Genomic DNA, 21,855 nt, shown 5'->3' on the forward strand with positions numbered 1-21,855 from the left:
CCCCCGGACGGGGGACAGGACACGGGAACTACGGATCTGAACCGAGGTGTACGCCATGGAGGCCCCGCCGGACAACGACGTGCTCTGGGCACGCTCGCTGCACTACACGCACCGCGACGGTTCCCCCGCGCTCGGCGGGGTCTCGCTCGGCGTGCGCGAGGGCGAGATCCTCGCCGTCAGCGGCCCGCGCGGCAGCGGCAAGACGACCCTGCTGCGCTGCCTGTCCGGCCTGGTGCCCGCCCAGCGGGGCGAGGTCTGGTTCAACAGCGTGCCCGTGCACACGATGGGCCCGATGGCCCGCGAGCGCCTGCGCCGTGACCGCTTCGGCTGGATCGACCCGGCACCCGTCCTCGTTCCCGAGCTGAACGTCTGGGAGAACGCGGCCCTCCCCCTGATGCTGCGCGGCACCGCCCGGCGCCGCGCCAAGACGGCGGCCCTGGAGTGGCTGGAACGCCTGGACGTCGGCGACAAGGCGCGCAAGCGCCCCGAGGACCTCACCCAGGCCGAGCGGCAGCGGGTGTGCATCACGCGCGCGCTGGCCCCGGCGCCGTCCGTCCTCTTCGCGGACGAGCCGACGGCCCCGCTGCACCGCGCGGACCGCGCGCACGTCCTGCGCACCCTGACGACCGCGGCCCGCTCGCACGGCATCACCGTGGTCCTGGCGACCCACGACCCCGACACAGCCGCGCTGGCCGACCGCAAGGTGTCCCTCCTCGACGGCCGCCGGGTGCACACGGTGCACCTGCCGCCGGTGAGCGGGACCGGCGAGGCGGCCGCGGGCGCCGGCGGCGACGGAGCGCGGGGCACGCACACCCCGAACGGCCGCACGGGTGCGAACGGCACGACGGGCGAGTCGGAAGGCCGGGCCGCGTGCTCGCTCTCCGTCTGACCCGCGGCGCCCACCCGGCCGTCCAGCTGCGCCGCCTGCTGGTGGCGGCCGCCTCGGCCGGTACCGGCTTCCTGCTCCTGTGCACGCTGGGCCACGCGCTCGGCCACCCCGGTGACCCGGCCGGCTCCCTGCTCCGCCTCGCCTGGTGCATGGTCCCGCTGGCGGCCACCGTCCATCTCGCGACGGCCGTGGCCCGTGCGGACCCCGGCACCCGCCCGCGCCGGGGACTCTCGGCGATCGGGCTCGGCCCGGCCCGGCTGATGGCGGTCTCGGCCACGACGACGGCCCTGTCCACGGTGCTCGGCTCGATGCTGGCCCTGCTGGTCTTCCTCCATCTGCGGGGCGACCTCACCGGCATGCCGTTCGACGGCGCGGCGGCCGACTTCCTGGCCGCCGGCCAGGACCTCCCGCTGCCCGCCGCCCTCACCCTGCTGTCCCTGCTGCCCCTGACCGCCTGCCTCGCCGTCGCGCTCACGCTGCGACCTCGCGAGGTCCACCCGGCCGCCCGCCCCGCCCCCCGTTCCTTCGGCCGCTTCGGCGCCCGGCCCCGCACCGGCCCCAGGGAGACCTTCGGGGCGTACGGCCGTTTCGGCAGGCGCTCGGGGTCCGACATGCGCGAAGGCTCCGGCACGCGCGGAGGCTCTCGAACGGGCGGGGGCTGCGAAACGGGCGGCGGCTCCGGCGGGTCACAGGCGCCGACGGAGCCGACGCGGCCCTCCCCTCCGACACCGACCACCGACACGGCCCGGGCACGCACCGGAGACGTGGCCTCCGGGGGTGCCCGCGCCGAGGGGGCCTTCGCCTCGGGTGCCGTCTCCGGAGGTGTTCATGCCGAGGGAGCCTCCACCGCAGGTGCCGTCTCCGCAGGTGTCGTCTCCGCAGGTGTCGTCTCCGCAGGTGTCGTCTCCGCGGGTGTCGTCTCCGGGGGTGACTCCCCCGCGGGCGCCGTCTCCCACGGTGCCGCTTCCAGGGACGTCCCTCTCGCGGGTGTCCCGTCCGGCGGTGCCTCCCCGGAGGCCCCCTCCGGGGGTCTCCGCTCGGCGGCCCTCCCCTCCTCCGAGGGCGGTGTCATGTCGGCGCCCGCCGAGGCGTCCCGCCAGGCACCGGCCGATGGTCCCGGCGGCCACCGGGACCCGCAGAACAGCTCCCACCCTGCATCCCCGGACGGCTTCCCGCCGGCCCCGCCCCGCCCCAACCCCACCGCGCTGCCCTGGGGAGCGGCCGTTCTCGCCGCCGGCCTCGCCGTGGAGGCGTACGCGAGCCGCTCCGGCCGCACCACCCTCACCCTGCCCGACGGCCTGCCGACCGGCCCCGCCTCGGTCCTCGTCGGCTGGACCCTCACCGCGCTGGGGCTCGCCCTCGCCGGTCCCGGCCTCACCCACCTGTGCGGCCGCCTGCTGCAGGCCGTCCGCCCCGGCGCCCTCCGTCTCCTCGCCGGCCGCTGCCTGATGGCGGAGTCCACCCGTATCGGCCGCCCTCTCGGCGTCCTGTGCGCCGCCCTGTCCGGCGCGTACGCCCTGGTCTCGCTGCACGACCCGGCCGCCCCCGACCGCTCCTTCGGCCCGCTCACCGCCCTCGGCGCGCTTGTGGTCACCGGGTGCGCCCTCGCCACCCTCCTCACCGCGGCCGTGGAGGCCCGGCAGTGCCGTGCCGACACCACGGCCGCCCTGCTGCGCCTCGGCGCTCCGGCCACCGCGCTGCGCGGCGCCGCCGCCCTGCGGGCCGGCGCCCTGCTGGTCCTGTTCGCCCCGCTCACCCTGACCGTCGCCGAACTCGCGGCCCTCCCCCTGACCGGCTGACCCCCGGCCGACCGGTCGACGCCCCGGCGCGGCCGGCGCCGTCCGGGGCCCTCGCGGAACTCGTACGAAAAAAGATCCGCCCGAACCGATGAGTTCCGATCGAGTGCCCGGTCTACCCCTGCGAACGGCACGACACCGAATGGGAGAGACCCCCGCATGTACCAGCAGATGATCTTCGTCAACCTGCCCGTGAACGACCTCGACGCCTCGAAGAAGTTCTTCACGGAGCTGGGCTACACGATCAACCCGCAGTTCAGTGACGAGAAGGCGGCCTCGGTCGTCATCAGCGACACCATCGTCGCGATGCTGCTCACCAAGCCGTTCTACGCCACGTTCACCAAGAAGGAGATCGCCGACGCCACGAAGACCAGCGAGGTGCTGGTCGCCCTGAGCGCCGAGAGCCGCGAGAAGGTCGACGAACTCGTCGACCGCGCGCTGGAGCTGGGCGCGACGCCGGCCGGTGAGACCCAGGACATGGGCTTCATGTACGGCCGTTCCTTCGACGACCTCGACGGCCACACCTGGGAAGTCATCTGGATGGACCGGGCGGCGGTCGAGGGCTGACCCCGGCGCGGCCGGCCGCTGTGCCAGCATGGGCGGGTGCACATGACACCCGCCCAGCCACAGCCGCCGCGGGATCAGTTCCCGCCGTCCCAGCCGTACGACGGCTCCCACGACCGCGAGATCGAGACGCTCGCCGAGTTCGACGAGGTCGTCACCCACCACGGCACCCTGAACCACTACCGCGTGCAGGCGGTCGACCTGACCGCCCGCACCGAGGTCCTGCTGTCCGTGGACACCACGGGTGCCGTGTTCCTCGGCTGCCCGATGGCCCCGGAAGCGGCGGCCCGCACGCGCGCCGCCGGGGCCCTGGTCTTCCCGCCGGTCCCCGGCCTCCCCTTCGACCCCTACCGGGGCCTGCTCTACTCCCCCGACGAGCTCTTCACCGGCGTTGACAAGGGCTACGAGGAGACGCCGGACGCCGTCACGTACGGCTGGTTCCAGCGGACGAAGGCCGACGGCGACATCTTCGCGTCCATGCTCCGCGCCGTACACGACGACTCCGTCTCGGACGCGCTGGACGAACTCCTCGCCGGCCGACCGGTGGTGGGCGTCATGGGCGGCCACGCGATGGCCCGCGGCACGGAGGCGTACGCGGGCGCCGCCCGCCTCGGCCGCGAACTCGCCCGCGCCGGACTGACCGTGGCGACCGGCGGCGGCCCAGGCGCGATGGAGGCCGCCAACCTCGGCGCGTACGCGGCCCCGTTCGAGGACGGCATGCTCACCGAGGCGCTGCAACTCCTCGCCAAGGCGCCGCGCTTCACCCCGTCGGTCACCGACTGGGCGACCGCCGCCTTCGAGGTGCGTTCCCGCTGGCCGCACGGCGGCCCCTCGGTGGGCATCCCCACCTGGTTCTACGGCCATGAGCCGCCGAACCCGTTCGCCGAGAACATCGCCAAGTACTTCGCCAACGCCCTGCGCGAGGACGGCCTGCTGGCCCGCTCCACCGCCGGGGTGATATTCCTGCCGGGCGCGGCGGGCACCGTCCAGGAGATCTTCGACAGCGCGACGCCCAACTACTACGAGTCGCGCGGGGAACCGACGCCGATGGTCCTGGTGGACCGGGCGCACTGGACGGAGCGGCTGCCGGCCTGGCCGTTGCTGCGGGAACTCGCCCGGGAACGTTCCATGGCGTCCCGTATCGCCCTGGTCGACCGGATCGAGGACGCGGCGCAGGCGCTGAAACATCTCGGCGGTTAACAATCGGGCAAAGCCAAGCGGCCTGGGAGCTCTGTGCATTGACATTTCTTATGAAGCGCTTATAGACCTGTGAGCCTCCAGGGGATGCCGCGGCCCGGCAGCGTCCGGGGCGTCAGGTCCCCGTTCACCCCCCGCAGTTGCACCTCCGTAAAGGACAAACGTGTCCCTTCCCCACCGCATCGCCGCGCGCTCGGCCCGCATGCTCGGTGTGACCGCCGCCTCGGCGGCGCTCGTGTTCGGTACCGCCGGCGGCGCGTTCGCCGGCAACATCAAGGACTTCTCCGCCGCGGCCTCGTGCGTCGGCGACAAGGGTGTCATCACCGTCACGGACAAGAACCCCGCGGGCACCCCGGCCGTCGTCACCGTGTTCCTGGAGAACAACGGAGCCGACCTGCGCAAGGTCGGCGAGCTGGAGGTAGAGGGCACCAAGCAGGGTGCCACCGTCACCTTCGAGGAGGACTGGGAACCCGGCGCGGTCTACCGGATCCACGTCACGGCCGGCAACCAGGTCGACGAGGACGTCTCCCCGAACCTGACCGCCCCGGCCGAGGCCTGCAAGACCAAGGACGAGCCGAAGCCCCCGGCCACCCCGACCGGTTCGCCGTCACCGTCCGCGTCCGCGTCGAAGTCGGCCTCGGCCCCGTCGCGGAACCAGTCCGCGTCGACTCCCACGGCGCCGGCGCCGAGCACCGCCACCCCTCCGCGCTCGGACACCGCGAGCAACGCCCCGTCCCCCGCCGGCGAGTCCAACCTCGCGGAGACCGGGGCCGGATCCAGCACCGGTCTGATCGTCGCCGTGGCGGCGGTCCTGGTGGCCGTCGGCGGCGCGGCCGTCTTCTTCGGCCTGCGGCGCCGCGGCACGGGTCGCTGACACCGGGCAGCGCCCGCGCCCCACCGCCGCCGTGGCGGCGGTCCTGGTGGCCGTCGGCGGCGCGGCCGTCTTCTTCGGCCTGCGGCGCCGCGGCACGGGTCGCTGACACCGGGCAGCGCCCGCGCCCCACCGGCAAAGCGGGCGCTGCCCTCACCAGCCGCCACCCCGCCCGGGAAGGCGGGCGCTGCCCTCGCCGGTCACCCGAACGACGAGCGCTCCAGCCAGCCCTCCAGTACCCGCCGGTCCCCCGACACCGCCAGCCCGGCGCTGTCCAGCGGCAGCCGGCGATAGAAGGCGAGCAGCACGTCCGCGACCGGCCCGCGCAGCGCGACGGTCGCCTTCTCGTGCCCGTGGCGCCAGGCCACGCCGGACTCGGTGCCCTCGACGAGCCACTCGGCCGGGGTGTCCGTCGCGTGCAGGTGGATGCTCTGCCCCGGGGCGAGCGGCGACTCGCCGCCGCGCCGCAGCATCCACTGCCCGATCTCCAGCCACTCGTCGAGCGCGTCGGCGGCGATCTCGGGCGCCACCTCGTACGGCAGCCCGGCGGCCAGAGTGGCGTCGGCGCGGTGGACGGTGATCTCGTGGGTCATCCTGCGGGCCCAGAACCCGGTGTTCGCCATCTCCATCCAGGACCACACCTTCGTGTCCGGCCCGGCCTCCCGCAGGGCCTCGACGACGAGCCGTCCGGTCTCCGCCAGCCAGGCGTCCAGCGCGCCGGCGTCTGCGCGTGCCTCCGGCCCGCCGATCAGCGGGATCCGTTCGAACGGGATGTTCTCCTCGGCCCGCTCCCGGACCAGCGCGTTCACCCATCGCAGCGCCCCGCCCATGTGCCGGACCAGTTTCTCCAGCGTCCAGTCCGGGCAGGTCGGCACGGTTCCCGACAGATCCGCCCCCGAGGTCACCACCGTTCTCAACTGCGTTACCTGGTGGTCGATTTCCGAGCAGTAACGGTCATGTGTGAGTGTGGTCATGCACCTCAGCCTAGGCAGCGAACTATCAGTCGAGCACAACGATCTCGGCCGAATCGAACGTCACCCCGAGCACCTCGCCCACCTCCGGCGCCTCCCGCAGCGCGCAGGCCGCCTCCAGACGGGGCGCGTCGGCCGGCTGGAGACGGACGGCGACATGCGTGCCCCGGAAGGTGCGGGCGGTCACCGTGCAGCGCAGCCCGGTGTCGGCGTCCGAGAGCCGCACCCCGGCCGGGCGCACCAGCACCGTACGCTCACCCCGCACGGACCCGGCCGGCACCGGCACCTTGCCCCACGGAGTGTCGGCGGCCTCTCCGACGACGGTGGCCGGGACCACGTTGTCGAAGCCGAGGAACCGCGCCACGAACGCGTCCGCCGGCCGCTGCCACACCTCAAGGGGCGTACCGGACTGGGCGATCCGGCCGTCCCGCATCACCACCACCCGGTCGGCCAGCGCGAACGCCTCCCCCTGATCATGGGTGACCGCCAGCACGGTGGTGCCCAACCGGCCGAACAGCTCACGCAGTTCGACCACGAGCCGCTCCCGCAGCGAGCGGTCCAGCTGGCCCAGCGGCTCGTCCAGCATCAGCAGCCGGGGGCGGGGCGCCAGCGCCCGGGCGAGCGCGACCCGCTGCTGCTCACCGCCGGACAGCGCGGCCACGGCCCGCCGGGCCGCGCCCGGCAGTCCCACCAGGTCCAGCAACTCCCTTACCCGCTCCTCCTGTTCACGCCTGGACACGCCGTGCATACGCGGCCCGAACGCCACGTTGCCGCCGACGTCGCGCTGCGGGAAGAGCTGGTGGTCCTGGAACATCAGCCCCACCCCGCGCCGGTGCGCGGGCACGCCGCTCTGGTCCCGGCCGTCGAGCAGCACCCGCCCGGCGTCCAGGGGCTGCAGCCCGGCGACGGCCCGCAGCAGCGTCGACTTGCCGCTGCCGCTCGGCCCGAGCACGCACACCACCTCGTGCTCGTCGACCCCCAGGTCCACGGCGTCCAGCACGGCCCGCCCGCCGAACCGCACGGTCGCCCGCTCCAGCCCCAGCAGCATCAGAACTCCCCCGTCCGGTCCGTGCCCCGCAGCCCCTCCAGGGCCAGCAACGCGGCGGCGCACACCAGCATCAGAATCGTCGACAGGGCCATCGCCTGCCCGTAGTTGAGTTCCCCCGCCCGGCCGAGCAATCGCGCCACCGCGACCGGCAGCGTCGGGTTGTCGGGCCGCGCGAGGAACACCGTCGCCCCGAACTCGCCCAGCGACACCGCGAAGGCGAACCCGGCGGCGACCAGCAGCGCCCGGCGCACCATCGGCAGATCGACCTCCCGCCACACCCGCCAGGGCGACGCCCCGAGCACGGCCGCCGCCTCCCGCAGCCGCTGGTCCACCGCTCGCAGCACGGGCAGCATCGTCCGCACGACGAAGGGCACGCCGACCAGTGCCTGCGCCAGCGGTACCAGGATCCAGCTGGCCCGCAGATCCAGCGGCGGCTCGTCGAGGGCGATCAGGAAGCCGAAGCCCACGGTGACCGCGGACACCCCGAGGGGCAGCATCAGCAGCGCGTCGAAGCCCCGGACCAGCCGTCCGGCGTCCCGCCGGGTGAGCGCGGCGGCGGCGAGGCCGCCGATCACCAGGGCGATGGCGGTCGCGGCGAGTGCGTAGCGCAGCGAGTTGCCGATCGCGTCGATCGGCGGCACCAGGAAGACCGTGCTCTCCTCGGAGGTCAGCGCCCGGTAGTAGGCGAAGCCGGCCCCGTCCAGCGACCGTCGCACCAGGACCGCGAGCGGCAGCACCAGCAGGACCACGGCGGTGACCAGCACGCCGGCCAGCAGCGCCCACTGCCCGGCGCCGCGCGGCCGACGCGCCGTGAGCGTCACGTCCACCAGCCGCAGGGCGGCCTCGCGCCGCCGTACGGTCCAGGCGTGCACGGCCAGGACCGCGCCGACCGCGGCGAACTGCACCAGGGTGAGGACGGCCGCCGTGGCCAGGTCGAGGATCTCGGAGGTCTGCCGGTAGATCTCCACTTCCAGGGTGGCGAAGGTGGGCCCGCCGAGGATCTTCACCACACCGAAGGAGGTGAAGGTGAACAGGAACACCATCAGCGCGGCCGCCGCCACGGCCGGCCCGAGCGCCGGCAGGGTGACCGTGCGCCAGGCCCGCAGGGGCGACGCGCCGAGCATCCGCGCCGCCTCCGTCTGCCGCGGGTCGAGCTGCGCCCACAGCCCGCCGACGGTCCGGACGACCACCGCGTAGTTGAAGAAGACGTGCGCGAGCAGGATGGCCCACACCGTGGAGTCCAGCCGGACGCCCCAGAGCTGGTCGAGCGGGCCGCCGCGTCCGACCAGCGCCAGGAACGCCGTACCGACGACGACCGTCGGCAGCACGAACGGCACGGTGACCACGGCCCGCAACACCTGCTTGCCCGGGAAGTCCAGCCGGGCGAAGACATAGGCCCCCGGCAGCGCGACCAGCAGGGTGAGCGCGGTGGAGGCGAGCGCCTGCCAGGTGGTGAACCACAGGACGTGCCGGATGCCGGGATCCGTGAGGACCTCCGTGATCCGCCCGGCCTGCCAGGTGCCGTCGGTGTGCAGACCGCGGGCCACGATCGCGGCGACCGGGTAGGCGAAGAAGACGCCGAAGAACGCGACGGGCACGGCCATCAGCCCGAGCCGCGCCGCGCTCCCCCGCCACGACTTCGCCGTACGGCCGTCGTGATCCGCTACTTCAGTACGAGCGAGGTCCACGACTTGACCCACTGGTCACGGTCGGCGGCGATCTTCCCGGGGGCCATGGTCAGCGGCTTCTCGGCGGCCGGCCCGTACCGGGTGAACTCGGCGGGCACGGCCGCGCCCTCGACCACCGGGTAGACGAACATGTTGAGCGGCATGTCCTCCTGGAACTCCTTGCCGATCAGGAAGTCGATCAGCGCCTTGCCGCCCTCGCTGTTGCGGGCGTTGCTCAGCAGCCCGGCGAACTCGATCTGCCGGAAGCAGGTGCCGGTCGCGACGCCGGTCGGCGCGGTGGCGGGCTTCGGGTCGCCGTAGATCACCTCGGCGGGCGGGGAGGACGCGTACGACACGACCAGCGGCCGGTCGGCGCCCGCCTTCTTTCCGCCGGCGGAGCCGGAGAACTCGTCGTTGTAGGCCTGCTCCCAGCCGTCGACGACCTTCACGCCGTTGTCCTTGAGCTTCTTCCAGTAGTCCTGCCAGCCCTCGTCCCCGTACTTCGCGGCGGTACCGAGCAGGAAGCCGAGGCCGGGCGAGGAGGTGGCGGCGTTCTCGGTGACCAGGAGGTTCTTGTACTCGGGCTTGACCAGGTCGCCGAAGTCGGCCGGCGGGGCCAGGTCGTGGTCCGCGAAGTACTTCTTGTCGTAGTTGACGCAGATGTCGCCGAAGTCGACGGGCGTGACCCGGTGCTTCCCGGCGTCGAGCTGGTACTGCTCGCCGACCCGGTCGAGCCCCTTGGCCTCGTACGGCTGGAACAGGCCGTTGTCGAGGGCGCGGGACAGCAGGGTGTTGTCGACGCCGAAGAACACGTCGCCCTGCGGGTTGTCCTTGGTCAGGATCGCCTTGTTGACGGCCTGCCCGGCGTCGCCGTCGGCGAGGACCTTGACCCGGTAGCCGGACTGCTTCTCGAAGTCGGCGAGCACGTTCTTGGAGACGGCCCATGAGCCGTGGCTGACCAGCGTGACGGTCTTGTTCCTGGAGCCGCCGCCGGACGCGGAGCCGGAGCCGCCGGTGTCGTCGGACGACGACGAACCGCACGCGGACAAGGTGATCAGGCCGAGGCCGACGGCCGCGGCGACGACGGTCTGGACGACAGTCCTGTTGTGCACTGGATTCCTCCTGGGGTGGGCCAGGAAGAGACGCGGCCCCGCCCGGGCCCCCGTGCGGGGTGCCCGGGCAGGGCGCAACAGCTTGAGCGGTGACCGAACTTCCTACCCAGAATGACCTGGGCGAGGTTCAGAGGGTCTGCGGCCCGGTTGCCGCACTCTCAGCGCTGTGGCGCTCCCCTGTCGGAATATGAAGATGTACTGACGGCGCCCACACTACCGCTCGGTGGCCGCGAGCTGGCCACAGGCTCCGTCGATCTCCTGGCCGCGGGTGTCCCGGATGGTCACCGGCACCCCGTGCGCGGCGATGGCCTCGACGAACGCCTTCTCGTCCTCGGGCCGGGAGGCGGTCCACTTCGAGCCGGGCGTCGGGTTGAGCGGAATGAGGTTCACGTGCACGGGCTTGCCCTTGAGCAGCCGCCCGAGCCGGTCCCCACGCCACGCCTGGTCGTTGATGTCGCGGATCAGCGCGTACTCGATGCTCAGCCGCCGGCCGCTCTTCTCGACGTACTCGAACCCGGCGTCGAGCACCTCGCGCACCTTCCACCGCGTGTTCACGGGGACGAGGGTGTCGCGCAGCTCGTCGTCGGGCGCGTGCAGCGAGATCGCGAGCCGGCACTTGAGGCCCTCGTCGGCGAACCGGTGGATGGCGGGCACCAGGCCGACCGTCGACACGGTGATCCCGCGCTGCGACAGCCCGAGCCCGTCAGGCGCCGGGTCGGTCAGGGCGCGGATCGCCCCGACGACCCGGTTGTAGTTGGCGAGCGGCTCGCCCATCCCCATGAACACGATGTTCGACAGCCGCGCCGGCCCGCCCGGCACCTCACCGTCGCGCAGCGCGCGCATCCCGTCCACGATCTGATGGACGATCTCGGCGGTGGACAGGTTCCGGTCGAGCCCGGCCTGCCCGGTGGCGCAGAACGGGCAGTTCATCCCGCACCCCGCCTGCGAGCTGATGCACATGGTCACCCGGTCCGGGTACCGCATCAGCACCGACTCCACGAGCGTCCCGTCGAACAGCCGCCACAGCGTCTTGCGGGTGGCTCCCTGGTCCGTCGACAGATGCCGCACGACGCTCATCAGCTCCGGGAACAGCGCCTCCCGCAGCTTCTCCCGGGCCCCGGCGGGGATGTCGGTCCACTCCCCCGGGTCGTGCGCGTACCGCGCGAAGTAGTGCTGCGACAGCTGCTTGGCACGAAACGGCTTCTCCCCCACCTCGGCGACGACCGCCTTCCGCTCGGCGGGCGACAGATCAGCGAGATGCCGCGGCGGCTTCTTGGCTCCGCGGGGGGCTACGAAAGTGAGTTCTCCGGGCTTGGGCATGGTGGTACCAGTGTCGCAGATCGAATGCGGCGTCTCTCGCACCGCGGATCGGCGGTGACCGGTGGGGTGGACCGGCAAGGGACGCCGGTGGGGGCGGCGTCGTCGGCCGTGGCGCCGTGGGGGTCGGTCCTGGTCCGGGAGTGCGCGGGCGAGTCGGCCGGTGGGCGGGGTGCGCGGAGTCATGCGGGTGGCTCACGGTCGAGGAGGGCGGCGACCCTGCGGGTGAGGGCGGTGCCCAGGGGACCGTGGTGGCAGGCGGCGAGGATGGCACCGAAGAGGAGGCGGGCGTGGAAGTCGCTCATCTCGGTGTCGGGCGACAGGGCCTTGCCGTGACGGGCCAGGAGGGTCGCCAGTTCCTCGGGCCGGCAGTAGATGATGCCGCGGAGCAGGTCGGCGTGGACGGCCAGTTCCAGGGAGAAGGCGAGCCACTGCGCTGAGGCGGTCTCCTGGCGGGACGGGTGCATCAGGCCGTCCCGCTTGATGACGGGCGGGGCGACGCGGTCGAAGAGGGTGTGGAAGTAAGGGCGGTCGTGCATGTAGGCGGCCGACGGCAGGGCGAAGAACTCCGGGTTGTCGATCCTGATCCGCGCGGCTTCCGCCCAGAGGGAGGCGAGCCACCGCAGCGGGGCGTTGTCCGGCAGTGGGGGCCGTTCAGCGGCGTCGCCGGGGCCGAACAAGGACGCGGCCATGGCGGTGGGTTCCAGATGGCCGAATATCCCGGTCACCACCTTCGGGACGGAGTCGACGGAGAAGCCGATCTCCTCCTCGATGTGCCGGTGGATCCCTTCCACGAAGGACCGGACGTCGTCAGGCCGGTCGATGACGACAGCCTGCGTGAAGTCGAAGCCCTTGAGCGCCATCGCGAACTCGATCAGCCGCTGCCCGGGGCTGGCGAGGAACGCCGGGGCGACCGGCGGGTGGATGACGTTCAGCGCGAGATCGCAGACCACGGCGGCGGCGACCAGCGTGGTGACGCCCCGGGTCTCGGTCCCGCAGCCGTCGAGGAAGACGTCGTAGGCGACCCGGTAGACGCCGACGAGGTAGCGGGACAGATCGAGCGGTGCGAGGTTCGCCCTCGCGCGGTCGACACCCAGCTTGAGGATCTCGCACACCCGGGCCGAGAACTCCATGAGGTGCCGGGCGCCGAACGCCCAGCCGCGGTGCTGCAGGACCAGGTACTGCGGCCTGTCGCGGAAGAGTTCGTCGGGCCACTGGGGTAACCGGAGTTCGCCGCCGTCCGGGCCGGGGACGCTCTTCACCAGGTGGTGGCCGAGTTGCTCGGTGAGGAAGCGGGTGCTGAGGGATCCGCTCCGGTCCAGTTCGCGGTAGGTGCCGATCCGGCAGCCGAAGAAGGACCTGCGCACCGCCTCGACGTGTTCCCACACGGTAAGGAGATCCTCGTGGGCCTTCGCCGGCGACAGCATCAGCGGGAGGTCGTCCTCCGTGAGGCGCTCCATGTCGCACATGCTTGCGACGTATCCGGCCTCGATATTGAGGAGCAGGGAATTGTATATTCCGCCGCTGGTTCCGACGTGCTGCAGCCAGTGGTGGCGTTCGTGGAGCAGCATCGAGTTGAGGCGGAGCAGTTCGTCGAGCGAGGTACTGGTCAGGTCCGCGGGGACGGCACCCATGTCGATGAAGGCGGCCGTGGGGCTGAAGCTCCCGTGGCTCGACCGGAGCGCCAAGGACGCCGCGTCACTCCGATAGGCTCTGAGCCGGTACTTCGCCGACAATGTCCAGCACCTTCTGCGAGTCCTTCACGGGTCCGTCGTACGTGACCGTGGTCCCGGCCTTGGTGCGCCGGATCGTGATCTTCGCCCGCCGCGTCCGCATGAACTGGATGAGCACGGCGCTGGCGGCCGAGGTGATTCCGGTGGAGGACACCCCGACGATCAGCGTGTGGACGAGGTCGGACCGGAGTTCTGGGGCGTAGACGTTCGCCTCGCGGAGGCTGACGCCGGGTTGATCCGCGAGTTCTTCCTCCAGGAAATTCAGCGCCTCATGGTCGACGCACTGAATTTCTATCTCCATGTCGCAGTTCCGGTCCGGCTTCCGGCCGTCCTGCTCACCCGTACTCGCACCCATACGTATCCGCCCCCGGTGAAATACCGCAGCCCGACAAACCGAGTCACAGCGGTCGTCACTTTAGCGCGGCCCGGGGGCCCCGAGAGAGCGATCAGGGAAAGTGAACGGGCGGGTGACGCGCCGGCCGCGGCCCGGCGCGCCCGTCCTGCGCACTACGCGGCGCTGTGCTCCAGGCGCTCCTTGAGGAGCCGTTCGTTCTGGGGCATCTCCTTGCGGACCTGGGCGCGGACGACGAGCGGGACGAGGACGCGGCCGATGCCGTGGGGCTCGAAGTCGAGGTCCAGGGTCACGTGGGAGCGGGTGCCGTCGTCGATCGGGGTGATCTCGCCGTGGAACCGGCCCCTGACCGGCCCGTCGATGCCACGCATGGCCCAGGCCCGCGGTGGGTCGTACTGGGTGAACTCCATGGTCATCGGGACTTCGCGGCGGCCCACGTACCGCACCACCCGTACCCGTGAGCCGATCCCGAGCGGCTCGGTGTCGAGCCGCTCCGCCGAGACCGCGCTGCGCTGCCACTCCGGCAGGCGGGACGGGTCGGCGACGTAGGCCCAGACGTCCTCGGGACGGCGGTCGACGTCGAACTCGTCGTGGAAGGGGGACATGTACATGAGGCCCTCCTTTCGGGACGACCCCTGAGGGCTTACCCGGACATGGTCCCACCGGGACGGCGCCGCGGCCATTTCGTGCCCGCCCGCGGCCCGAGCGCCCGGCCCCTGACTCACGACGGTCAGCCACCCCGAAACGCCGAGCCCCCGCCCCGCGCCCGACGGCACGGAGCGGGGGCTCACCCGCAGGAGACCGGAACCGGCGACTCAGCCGGATCCCACGAACAGCACCAGCAGCAGCCAGACCACCGGGGCCGTCGGCAGGAGCGAGTCCAGGCGGTCCATGATCCCGCCGTGACCCGGCAGCAGGGTGCCCATGTCCTTGATGCCGAGGTCCCGCTTGATCATGGACTCGCCGAGGTCGCCGAGCGTGGCGCTGCACGCGACCGCGAGCCCCAGCAGCAACCCCTGCCACCACGTGCCGTCGTCGATCAGGAACTGCATGCACAGCGCACCCACGACCATCGCGAAGGACACCGCGCCCAGCAGTCCCTCCCGGGTCTTGCCGGGGCTGATGCGCGGCGCGAGCTTGTGCTTGCCGAAGCGCCACCCGACGGCGTAGGCACCGGTGTCACTGACCACCGTGAGCAGCAGGAAGACCAGAACCCGCCAGGATCCGTCGTCGGCGGCGAGCATCAGTGCGACGAAGGTGGCGAGGAACGGTACGTAGAACGCGGCGAAGACACCCGCCGTGACGTCCTTGAGGTAGCCCTCGGGTGGTTCCGTCATCCGCCACACCAGCACCGCCAGCGCGGTCAGCGCCATCGCCACCCACGCACCCTCGGTGCCCCGGGCGTACCCCGCGACGACCATCGCCACGCCACCGACCGCGAGCGGCACGAGCGGGGCCTTGATCTCCTTGCGCTCCTGCAGTCGGCTGGTCAGCTCCCACAGACCGACCACCACGGCGACCGCGATGACGCCGACGAACACGGCCTTGACGATGAACAGCGAGGCGACGATCACCGCGCCGAGGCCGACGCCGACCCCTATGGCCGCGCTCAGGTCGCGGCCCGCGCTCTTCTTCTGCGGCCGGGGCGCCGGCTGCGGGGCGTCGGACATGGGCTCCGGATTCTGAGGCACCGCCGCAGGGGGCTGTGCCGACGGTGTGTCGTACAGGGCGTGGTGCGTGCTGTCGTACGGCCGCTGCTGCGGTGTCTCGTCGCGGAACAAGGGGCCACTCAGGCGAGCGGCCCCCCGGTCGTCGTCCTGGTCGTCGCCGTACCGAGGTGCGGCGGGTCCGTCGGGCACGATGGGCATGGGGCGAGTCTGCTGCGCCTCAGGCGCATCGTACGCGGGACCCGCCGGGGCAGCCCCCTGGACAGGCCCACGCTCGGTGGACCCCCAGTACCCGGCCTGCCCGGTCTGCGGCGGCGCCCCCCAGGAAGAGTCGTTCATCAGACCTCGAGCAGCTCCGATTCCTTGTGCTTGAGCAGCTCGTCCACCTGGGCGACGTACTTCGCCGTCAGGTCGTCGAGCTCCTTCTCCGCACGGCGGCCCTCGTCCTCGCCGACCTCGCCGTCCTTGATCAGCTTGTCGATGGCGTCCTTGGCCTTGCGGCGCACGGAGCGGATGGACACCTTGGCGTCCTCGCCCTTGCCCTTGGCGACCTTGATGTACTCGCGGCGGCGCTCCTCGGTGAGCTCGGGGAACACCACCCGGATGATGTTGCCGTCGTTGCTCGGGTTGACGCCCAGGTCGGAGTCGCGGATCGCCTGCTCGATGTTGCGCAGCGCGGTCTTGTCGAACGGCGTCACGACCGCCATGCGCGGCTCCGGCACGGAGAACGAGGCCATCTGGTTGATCGGTGTCGGCGCACCGTAGTAGTCGGCCACGATCTTGTTGAACATCGCGGGGTGCGCACGACCGGTGCGGATCGCGGCGAAGTCCTCCTTGGCGACCACGACGGCCTTCTCCATCTTCTCCTCGGCTTCGAGGAGGGTCTCTTCGATCACCACTTGCTCCTGCGTGTCTTGAGTAGGCCCGGCTGCGGTTCCTTGCGGGGGGCGGCGGCCGGCTGCGTCGCGTCTTCTTCCTGCACGGTTCCCGACCGGCAGGACATTGTCCATCCCCCGACGGGGGCCATCAGCCGTGACTGGCGTGCTCGCCCACCAGCGTGCCGATCTTCTCACCCTTGACGGCGCGGGCGATATTGCCCTCGGCCAGAAGCTCGAAGACGAGGATCGGGAGCTTGTTGTCGCGGCACAGGGTGACGGCCGTGGCGTCGGCGACCTTCAGGTCGCGGGTGATGACCTCGCCGTAGCCGAGGGCGTCGAACTTGACGGCGTCGGGGTTGGTCTTCGGGTCGGAGTCGTAGACCCCGTCCACGCCGTTCTTCCCCATGAGCAGCGCCTCGGCGTCGATCTCCAGGGCGCGCTGGGCGGCGGTGGTGTCGGTGGAGAAGTACGGCATGCCCATTCCGGCGCCGAAGATGACCACACGGCCCTTCTCCAGGTGGCGCACGGCGCGCAGCGGGATGTACGGCTCGGCGACCTGCCCCATGGTGATGGCGGTCTGCACCCGGCTGTCGATGCCCTCCTTCTCCAGGAAGTCCTGGAGGGCGAGGCAGTTCATGACGGTGCCGAGCATGCCCATGTAGTCCGAACGGGCGCGGTCCATGCCGCGCACCTGGAGCTCGGCGCCGCGGAAGAAGTTGCCGCCGCCGATGACGACCGCGATCTGCGCGCCGTCCCGTACGACGGCCGCGATCTCACGGGCGATCTTGTGCACCACGTCGGGGTCCACGCCGAGGCCCCCGCCGCCGGAGAAGGCCTCTCCGGACAGCTTCAGCAGGAACCGGCCGCGTACTTTGCCGTCGTCGCTCTTCTGGGCCTTGGTCGTCATGGGAGATCCCGCCTCTTTCACGTGTTGCACATACGAAGAAGGCCACTGCCGCCGGGTTCGCTGGTCGCTCCCATGCTCGGCAATGGCCTCCTCGTCAGATCTGCTGTCGTCCGTCACACGCCGGGGTGACGACGCGTCCGGACGACTGCTCCGACCCTATCGGGGCGGGGCGTGAGTCGCGGTACGGACTCAGATGCCGACCTTGATGCGCGCGAAGCGCTTCAGGGTGACGCCGGCCTCGTCCAGGACCTTCTGGACCGACTTCTTGTTGTCCAGGGCGTACGGCTGACCGAGCAGCGTGGCGTCCTTGAAGAAGCCGTTGAGGCGACCCTCGACGATCTTGGCGATCGCGGCCTCGGGCTTGCCCTCGGCGCGGGTGGTCTCCTCGGCGATGCGACGCTCGGACTCGACGACGTCGGCCGGGATCTCGTCCTTGGAGAGGTACTTCGGCGCGAACGCGGCGATGTGCTGGGCGATGCCCTTGGCGACCTCGGCGTTGGGCTTGTCGAACTCGACCAGGACACCGATCTGCGGGGGCAGGTCGGGCATCGTGCGGTGCATGTACGCGGTCACGAAGCCGTCGGCGAACTGCGCGAAGCGGTCCAGGACGATCTTCTCACCGAGGTTGGCGTTGGCCTCGTCCACGAACGCCTGGACGGTCTTGCCGGGCTCGATCTCGGAGGCGAGCAGCGCCTCGATGTCGGCCGGCGCGGTCTTGGCGACGTGCTCGGCGATCGCGGTGGCGACGGCCTGGAACTTGTCACCCTTGGCGACGAAGTCCGTCTCGCACTTCAGCTCGACGAGGACACCGGAGGAGTTGTCGTCGGCGAGGATCGAGACCACGGCGCCGTTCTCGGCGGAGCGGCCCTCGCGCTTGGCGACGCCCTTCTGGCCCTTGATGCGGAGCGCCTCGACGGCCTTCTCGACGTTGCCCTCGGCCTCGTCCAGCGCCTTCTTGCAGTCCATCATGCCGGCGCCGGTGAGCTCGCGGAGCTTCTTGACGTCGGCGGCGGTGTAGTTCGCCATGAGTCTGTGAGTCTTTCTCGAAGTCTGGAGGATCGGAGATCTGCGGGGGTGCGGCCTCCATGTGGACGGAGGCCGCTGTCGTCCCGCCGACCTACGGGTGAACGGCGGGGGCGGACTTCATGTCACCGCCCCCGCCGTCAACGCTGACGCTGACGGTGTCAGGCCTGCTCGCCCTCGGCGGCCGGGGCCTCGGCGGCGGGCGCCTCGGCGGCGGCCGGAGCCTCGGCAGCCGGAGCCTCCGCGGCGGCCGGAGCCTCGGCGGCGGCCGGAGCGGCCTCCGGGGCCTCAGCCTTCTTCTCGCCCTCGAGCAGGTCGCGCTCCCACTCGGCGAGCGGCTCGCCCGCCGCCTTCTCGCCCTTGTCGCCGGTGGCGACGCCGGAGCGGGCGATGAGGCCCTCGGCGACGGCGTCGGCGATCACGCGGGTGAGCAGGGTGACGGAGCGGATCGCGTCGTCGTTGCCCGGGATCTTGTAGTCGACCTCGTCGGGGTCGCAGTTGGTGTCGAGGATCGCGACGACCGGAATGTTGAGCTTCCGGGCCTCACCGACCGCGATGTGCTCCTTCTTGGTGTCCACGATCCAGACGGCGCTGGGCACCTTCTGCATCTCGCGGATACCGCCGAGGGTCTTCTCCAGCTTGGCCTTCTCACGGGAGAGGACCAGAAGCTCCTTCTTGGTCAGACCGGAGGCCGCGACGTCCTCGAAGTCGATCTGCTCGAGCTCCTTCAGGCGCTGCAGGCGCTTGTAGACGGTCGAGAAGTTGGTGAGCATGCCGCCCAGCCAGCGCTGGTTGACGTAGGGCATGCCGACGCGGGTGGCCTGCTCGGCGATGGCCTCCTGCGCCTGCTTCTTGGTACCGACGAACATGACCGTGCCGCCGTGGGCGACGGTCTCCTTGACGAACTCGTAGGCGCGGTCGATGTACGACAGCGACTGGAGCAGGTCGATGATGTAGATGCCGTTGCGCTCGGTGAAGATGAAGCGCTTCATCTTCGGGTTCCAGCGACGGGTCTGGTGACCGAAGTGGACGCCGCTCTCCAGCAGCTCCCGCATCGTGACGACGGCCATGGCCGTTTCTCCTTGAGTTTCTCGGTTGTGCCGCGGGAGCCGGACAGCTCCCGCGCCTGACGCCCACTGCGCGCCGTTGCCACGAAGGACCGAGGGGCGCTGATACGAACCCTTGACCGGGTGCCGTATCGGGGCGTGCGAAGTCGACCCGGTGACCCGGATCGCCAGAAGAAGTGTACGGGACCGGCAGGGCAGCGGGTGACGCCGCTGTCCACAACCGACCGGTTGTCCACAGGTTCCGTACGGCTCCGGGAGACTGCTGCACGGTGTGGTCATGCGAGAGAAGCGATACGTGGGGGTCCTGCTGATCCTGGCGTTCCTGCTGGCCGCCTCGGTGTCGGCGCGGGCGGATCCGCCGCCCCGGCCGGGAACGCCACCCCCGTCACCGGTGCCGAAGGTCGCCCGGTCCTGGCCGCTGCGCCCGCGCCCCACCGTGATCCGCTCCTGGGCCCCACCACCGACACCGTACGGCCGGGGCCACCGCGGCGTGGATCTCACCGCCCCGGCCGGTGCTCCGGTCCGGGCGGTCGCGGCGGGCCGGGTGTCGTACGCGGGCCCGGTCGCGGGTCGAGGAGTGATCTCCGTGGAGCTGGCCGGCACGGGCACACCACCATTGCGAACCACCTACGAGCCGGTACGCCCGACGGTGCGCGAGGGCGACGAGGTGGCCCCGGGCGAGCCACTCGGCACGGTGCAGCCCACGGGCTCGCACTGCCCGCCGACCTGTCTCCACTGGGGCCTCCGCAGAGCGGACACCTACCTCGATCCCCTCCTGCTGCTTCCCCGGCACCTGTTGCGCAGGGGGCCGCCGGTCCTCCTACCGGTCGTGGACACGGCTGCGTCGTCGGCTGCGTCCCCGGCTGCGGTCGGTCGGCGCAGGTGGGGGCGGGTGTCGATGGGGCGGCGGGGGCGGGAGCGCGGCGCCGGGACGGCGAGGGGCAGGAGCACTCGCCGAAGCGGATGGGTCCGGTAGACGCCGGGGCGGAGAGGGCGGGCGCGTCACCGGGACGGCAGGGCGAGCGCCTGGCCGGGGCGGCAGGGGAGAGCGCCCGGCCGGAGCGGCACCTGGCCGGACCGGCAGGGGCAAGCGCGGCGGCACGCGCGGTGAGCGGCCCCGCCACGCCCGCTCGGCGGGGCCCGCCCGGCCCGGCCCGGCAGGTCCGGCCCGGCAGGTCCGGCTCAGGCGGCTCGTGCGGTCCAGCTCGACTCGACCGGCCCGGCCCGGCCCGGCGGGGCCAGGGTCGGTCGGTTCAGCTCGGGCGCGCCACCCTGCTCACGTCGGCTCGACCGCACCCCGGACGATCAGCCCCGGACCCCTCGCAGCGCCATCGAGACGGCCGCGTCCGCGACCACCTCGGAGCGTTCCGCGACGCCCAGCTCGATCCGCCGCACCGCCGCGTCGACAACCCCCTGTACCAGCATCGCCGCCAGCCGGGGCTCCCGGTGCCCCAAGTCCGCGAGCGCCTCGACGACCATGGACACCAGTCCGCCGTGCGCGGCCCGGATCTTCTCCCGCGCCCCGTCGTCGAGCTCGCCGGCCGAGATGGCCACCACGGCACGGTGGCGCCGGTCTCCCACCAGCTCCAGCTGCTTGCGGACATAGGCCTCGATCTTGGCCTCGGCGCCGTCCGCTCCGGCCATCGCCGCCTCGACGTCCGCCGCCCACACGGGGAAGTCGACCGCGCACAGCTCCTCCACCACGGCGGCCCGTGACCGGAAGTACTCGTAGACGGAAGACCGCGCGAGTCCCGTCCGCTCGGCGAGGGCGGGGAAGGTCAGCGCCTCCGTACCGCCCTCGGACAACAGGGACCGAGCCGCGTCCAGCAGGGCGGCTCGCTGCATCGACCGGTGCTCGGCCACGGAGGCCGCTCGAATCCTTGGCACGTCGACCACTCTACGGATCCGTCCCCGGCTGCGGGAGTCGCCCGGTCGGCCGGGCGTCAGCGGCCGAAACTCGCCAGCTTCGCGCGCAGCTGCAGCACGGACTTGGTGTGGATCTGGCTGACCCTGCTCTCGGTCACCCCGAGCACGTTGCCGATCTCCGCGAGTGTGAGTCCCTCGTAGTAGTAGAGCGTGACGACGGTCTTCTCCCGGTCGGGGAGCGTATTGATCGCCCTGGCCAGGAAACGTCGCAGCTCGCGGTCCTCGGCCACCTCGACGGGGTTGTCGGCGGCGGGGTCCTCCAGCGTGTCCATGAAGCTGAGTCCGTCCCCGCTCTCACCCCCGACGTGCAACAGCTCCTCCAGCGCCACCACGTTCGCCAGGGACAGCTGGCTGAACACCGCGTGCAGCTCGTCCACCCCGATGCCCAGTTCGCCCGCCACCTCGACCTCGCTCGGGGTGCGCCGCAGCCGCGCCTCCAGCGTGGCGTACGCCCGCTCCACGTTGCGCGCCTTCTGCCGGACCGACCGCGGGATCCAGTCCAGGGCGCGCAGCTCGTCGATCATCGCGCCCCGGATCCGGGTGATCGCGTAGGTCTCGAACTTGATCTCCCGGTCGATGTCGAACTTCTCGATCGCGTCGATCAGCCCGAACACGCCCGAGGAGACGAAGTCGGCCTGCTCCACATTGGGCGGCAGCCCGACACTGACCCGCCCCGCCACGTACTTCACGAGCGGCGAGTAGTGCAGGATCAGTTGTTCCCGCAGCCGCTCGTCCCCTGTCGCCTTGTACGACCGCCACAGCTCGTCGAGCGTGGAGGGAGCGGGCGGCCGCACGCTGCCACCGTCGCGGGCGGCTGGGGGGATCGCCGCCCGGTCGGACCCGGAGGTGTGCTGGGGCATTCGTCGCCTT

At 71.9% G+C, this 21,855-nt stretch carries 21 protein-coding genes and 1 pseudogene; 7 read left to right on the plus strand and 15 right to left on the minus strand.

What is annotated here, in order from left to right; genetic code table 11:
• The first annotated feature begins 55 nt into the window (after positions 1-55).
• The 6 genes and pseudogenes from ACSLTV_RS20185 to ACSLTV_RS20210 all read left to right on the plus strand — a co-directional run bounded on the left by ACSLTV_RS20185 (position 56) and on the right by ACSLTV_RS20210 (position 5,320).
• Positions 56-889, plus strand: a complete 834-nt coding sequence (locus ACSLTV_RS20185) for an ABC transporter ATP-binding protein (RefSeq protein WP_435612605.1) — start codon at positions 56-58, stop codon at positions 887-889.
• Positions 890-1,034: 145 nt separating this feature from the next.
• Positions 1,035-1,820 carry a pentapeptide repeat-containing protein gene (locus tag ACSLTV_RS20190; RefSeq protein WP_435612624.1) on the plus strand — a complete coding sequence of 262 codons (786 nt, stop codon included), beginning with the start codon at positions 1,035-1,037 and terminating at the stop codon, positions 1,818-1,820.
• A 253-nt stretch (positions 1,821-2,073) separates the two neighbouring features.
• Positions 2,074-2,688 (plus strand): annotated as a pseudogene (locus ACSLTV_RS20195) (hypothetical protein); the annotation flags it as partial.
• Positions 2,689-2,844: 156 nt separating this feature from the next.
• Positions 2,845-3,252, plus strand: coding sequence for a VOC family protein (locus ACSLTV_RS20200; protein WP_432137937.1), 408 nt, complete (start codon positions 2,845-2,847; stop codon positions 3,250-3,252).
• Between the two features lie 42 nt (positions 3,253-3,294).
• Positions 3,295-4,449 (plus strand): LOG family protein, encoded by a 1,155-nt coding sequence (locus ACSLTV_RS20205; RefSeq protein WP_432137996.1) that lies wholly within the window; start codon positions 3,295-3,297, stop codon positions 4,447-4,449.
• Between the two features lie 199 nt (positions 4,450-4,648).
• Positions 4,649-5,320: an LAETG motif-containing sortase-dependent surface protein gene (locus ACSLTV_RS20210; protein WP_435612625.1), complete on the plus strand. Its 672-nt coding sequence runs from the start codon at positions 4,649-4,651 to the stop codon at positions 5,318-5,320.
• Positions 5,321-5,517: 197 nt separating this feature from the next.
• Here the strand turns inward: ACSLTV_RS20210 and ACSLTV_RS20215 are convergent, their stop codons facing one another.
• The 13 genes from ACSLTV_RS20215 to rpsB all read right to left on the minus strand — a co-directional run bounded on the left by ACSLTV_RS20215 (position 5,518) and on the right by rpsB (position 19,062).
• Positions 5,518-6,291 carry a maleylpyruvate isomerase family mycothiol-dependent enzyme gene (locus ACSLTV_RS20215; protein WP_432137935.1) on the minus strand — a complete coding sequence of 258 codons (774 nt, stop codon included), beginning with the start codon at positions 6,289-6,291 and terminating at the stop codon, positions 5,518-5,520.
• Between the two features lie 25 nt (positions 6,292-6,316).
• Complete coding sequence (locus ACSLTV_RS20220; RefSeq protein ID WP_432137934.1) at positions 6,317-7,336, minus strand: ABC transporter ATP-binding protein; 1,020 nt, start codon at positions 7,334-7,336, stop codon at positions 6,317-6,319.
• Positions 7,336-9,024 carry an ABC transporter permease gene (locus ACSLTV_RS20225; protein ID WP_432137933.1) on the minus strand — a complete coding sequence of 563 codons (1,689 nt, stop codon included), beginning with the start codon at positions 9,022-9,024 and terminating at the stop codon, positions 7,336-7,338. Before ACSLTV_RS20225 ends, ACSLTV_RS20220 begins: the two co-directional genes overlap by 1 nt.
• A complete protein-coding gene (locus ACSLTV_RS20230; protein ID WP_432155581.1) occupies positions 9,000-10,115 on the minus strand; it encodes a thiamine ABC transporter substrate-binding protein in 1,116 nt (371 codons plus the stop codon). Before ACSLTV_RS20230 ends, ACSLTV_RS20225 begins: the two co-directional genes overlap by 25 nt.
• 213 nt (positions 10,116-10,328) lie before the next feature.
• Positions 10,329-11,435: a 23S rRNA (adenine(2503)-C(2))-methyltransferase RlmN gene (rlmN, locus tag ACSLTV_RS20235; protein WP_432137931.1), complete on the minus strand. Its 1,107-nt coding sequence runs from the start codon at positions 11,433-11,435 to the stop codon at positions 10,329-10,331.
• Positions 11,436-11,614: 179 nt separating this feature from the next.
• Entirely contained in the window at positions 11,615-13,066 is a 1,452-nt protein-coding gene (locus ACSLTV_RS20240) for a hypothetical protein (protein ID WP_435612606.1), read from the minus strand.
• A gap of 64 nt (positions 13,067-13,130) precedes the next feature.
• Positions 13,131-13,466 (minus strand): effector-associated constant component EACC1, encoded by a 336-nt coding sequence (locus ACSLTV_RS20245; RefSeq protein ID WP_432137929.1) that lies wholly within the window; start codon positions 13,464-13,466, stop codon positions 13,131-13,133.
• A 206-nt stretch (positions 13,467-13,672) separates the two neighbouring features.
• Positions 13,673-14,122, minus strand: a complete 450-nt coding sequence (locus ACSLTV_RS20250; RefSeq protein WP_432137995.1) for an SRPBCC family protein — start codon at positions 14,120-14,122, stop codon at positions 13,673-13,675.
• Positions 14,123-14,332: 210 nt separating this feature from the next.
• Positions 14,333-15,523: a phosphatidate cytidylyltransferase gene (locus ACSLTV_RS20255; protein ID WP_432137928.1), complete on the minus strand. Its 1,191-nt coding sequence runs from the start codon at positions 15,521-15,523 to the stop codon at positions 14,333-14,335.
• Positions 15,523-16,080, minus strand: a complete 558-nt coding sequence (gene frr / locus ACSLTV_RS20260; RefSeq protein ID WP_432137927.1) for a ribosome recycling factor — start codon at positions 16,078-16,080, stop codon at positions 15,523-15,525. The genes ACSLTV_RS20255 and frr overlap by 1 nt, the downstream gene beginning before the upstream one ends.
• 130 nt (positions 16,081-16,210) lie before the next feature.
• Complete coding sequence (gene pyrH / locus ACSLTV_RS20265; RefSeq protein WP_432137926.1) at positions 16,211-16,969, minus strand: UMP kinase; 759 nt, start codon at positions 16,967-16,969, stop codon at positions 16,211-16,213.
• A gap of 189 nt (positions 16,970-17,158) precedes the next feature.
• Entirely contained in the window at positions 17,159-17,995 is an 837-nt protein-coding gene (gene tsf / locus ACSLTV_RS20270) for a translation elongation factor Ts (protein ID WP_432137925.1), read from the minus strand.
• 158 nt (positions 17,996-18,153) lie between these two features.
• Entirely contained in the window at positions 18,154-19,062 is a 909-nt protein-coding gene (gene rpsB, locus ACSLTV_RS20275; RefSeq protein WP_435612607.1) for a 30S ribosomal protein S2, read from the minus strand.
• A gap of 274 nt (positions 19,063-19,336) precedes the next feature.
• Between rpsB and ACSLTV_RS20280 the strand changes: the two genes are divergently transcribed.
• A complete protein-coding gene (locus ACSLTV_RS20280; protein ID WP_435612608.1) occupies positions 19,337-20,035 on the plus strand; it encodes a murein hydrolase activator EnvC family protein in 699 nt (232 codons plus the stop codon).
• Positions 20,036-20,364: 329 nt separating this feature from the next.
• Here the strand turns inward: ACSLTV_RS20280 and ACSLTV_RS20285 are convergent, their stop codons facing one another.
• Positions 20,365-20,922, minus strand: coding sequence for a TetR/AcrR family transcriptional regulator (locus ACSLTV_RS20285; RefSeq protein ID WP_432137994.1), 558 nt, complete (start codon positions 20,920-20,922; stop codon positions 20,365-20,367).
• A gap of 80 nt (positions 20,923-21,002) precedes the next feature.
• Positions 21,003-21,845, minus strand: coding sequence for an RNA polymerase sigma factor WhiG (gene whiG, locus ACSLTV_RS20290; protein WP_432137922.1), 843 nt, complete (start codon positions 21,843-21,845; stop codon positions 21,003-21,005).
• Positions 21,846-21,855 lie beyond the last annotated feature (10 nt).

The sequence above is a fragment of the Streptomyces sp. bgisy159 genome, from assembly GCF_965341775.1.
Taxonomy (GTDB): Bacteria; Actinomycetota; Actinomycetes; order Streptomycetales; family Streptomycetaceae; genus Streptomyces.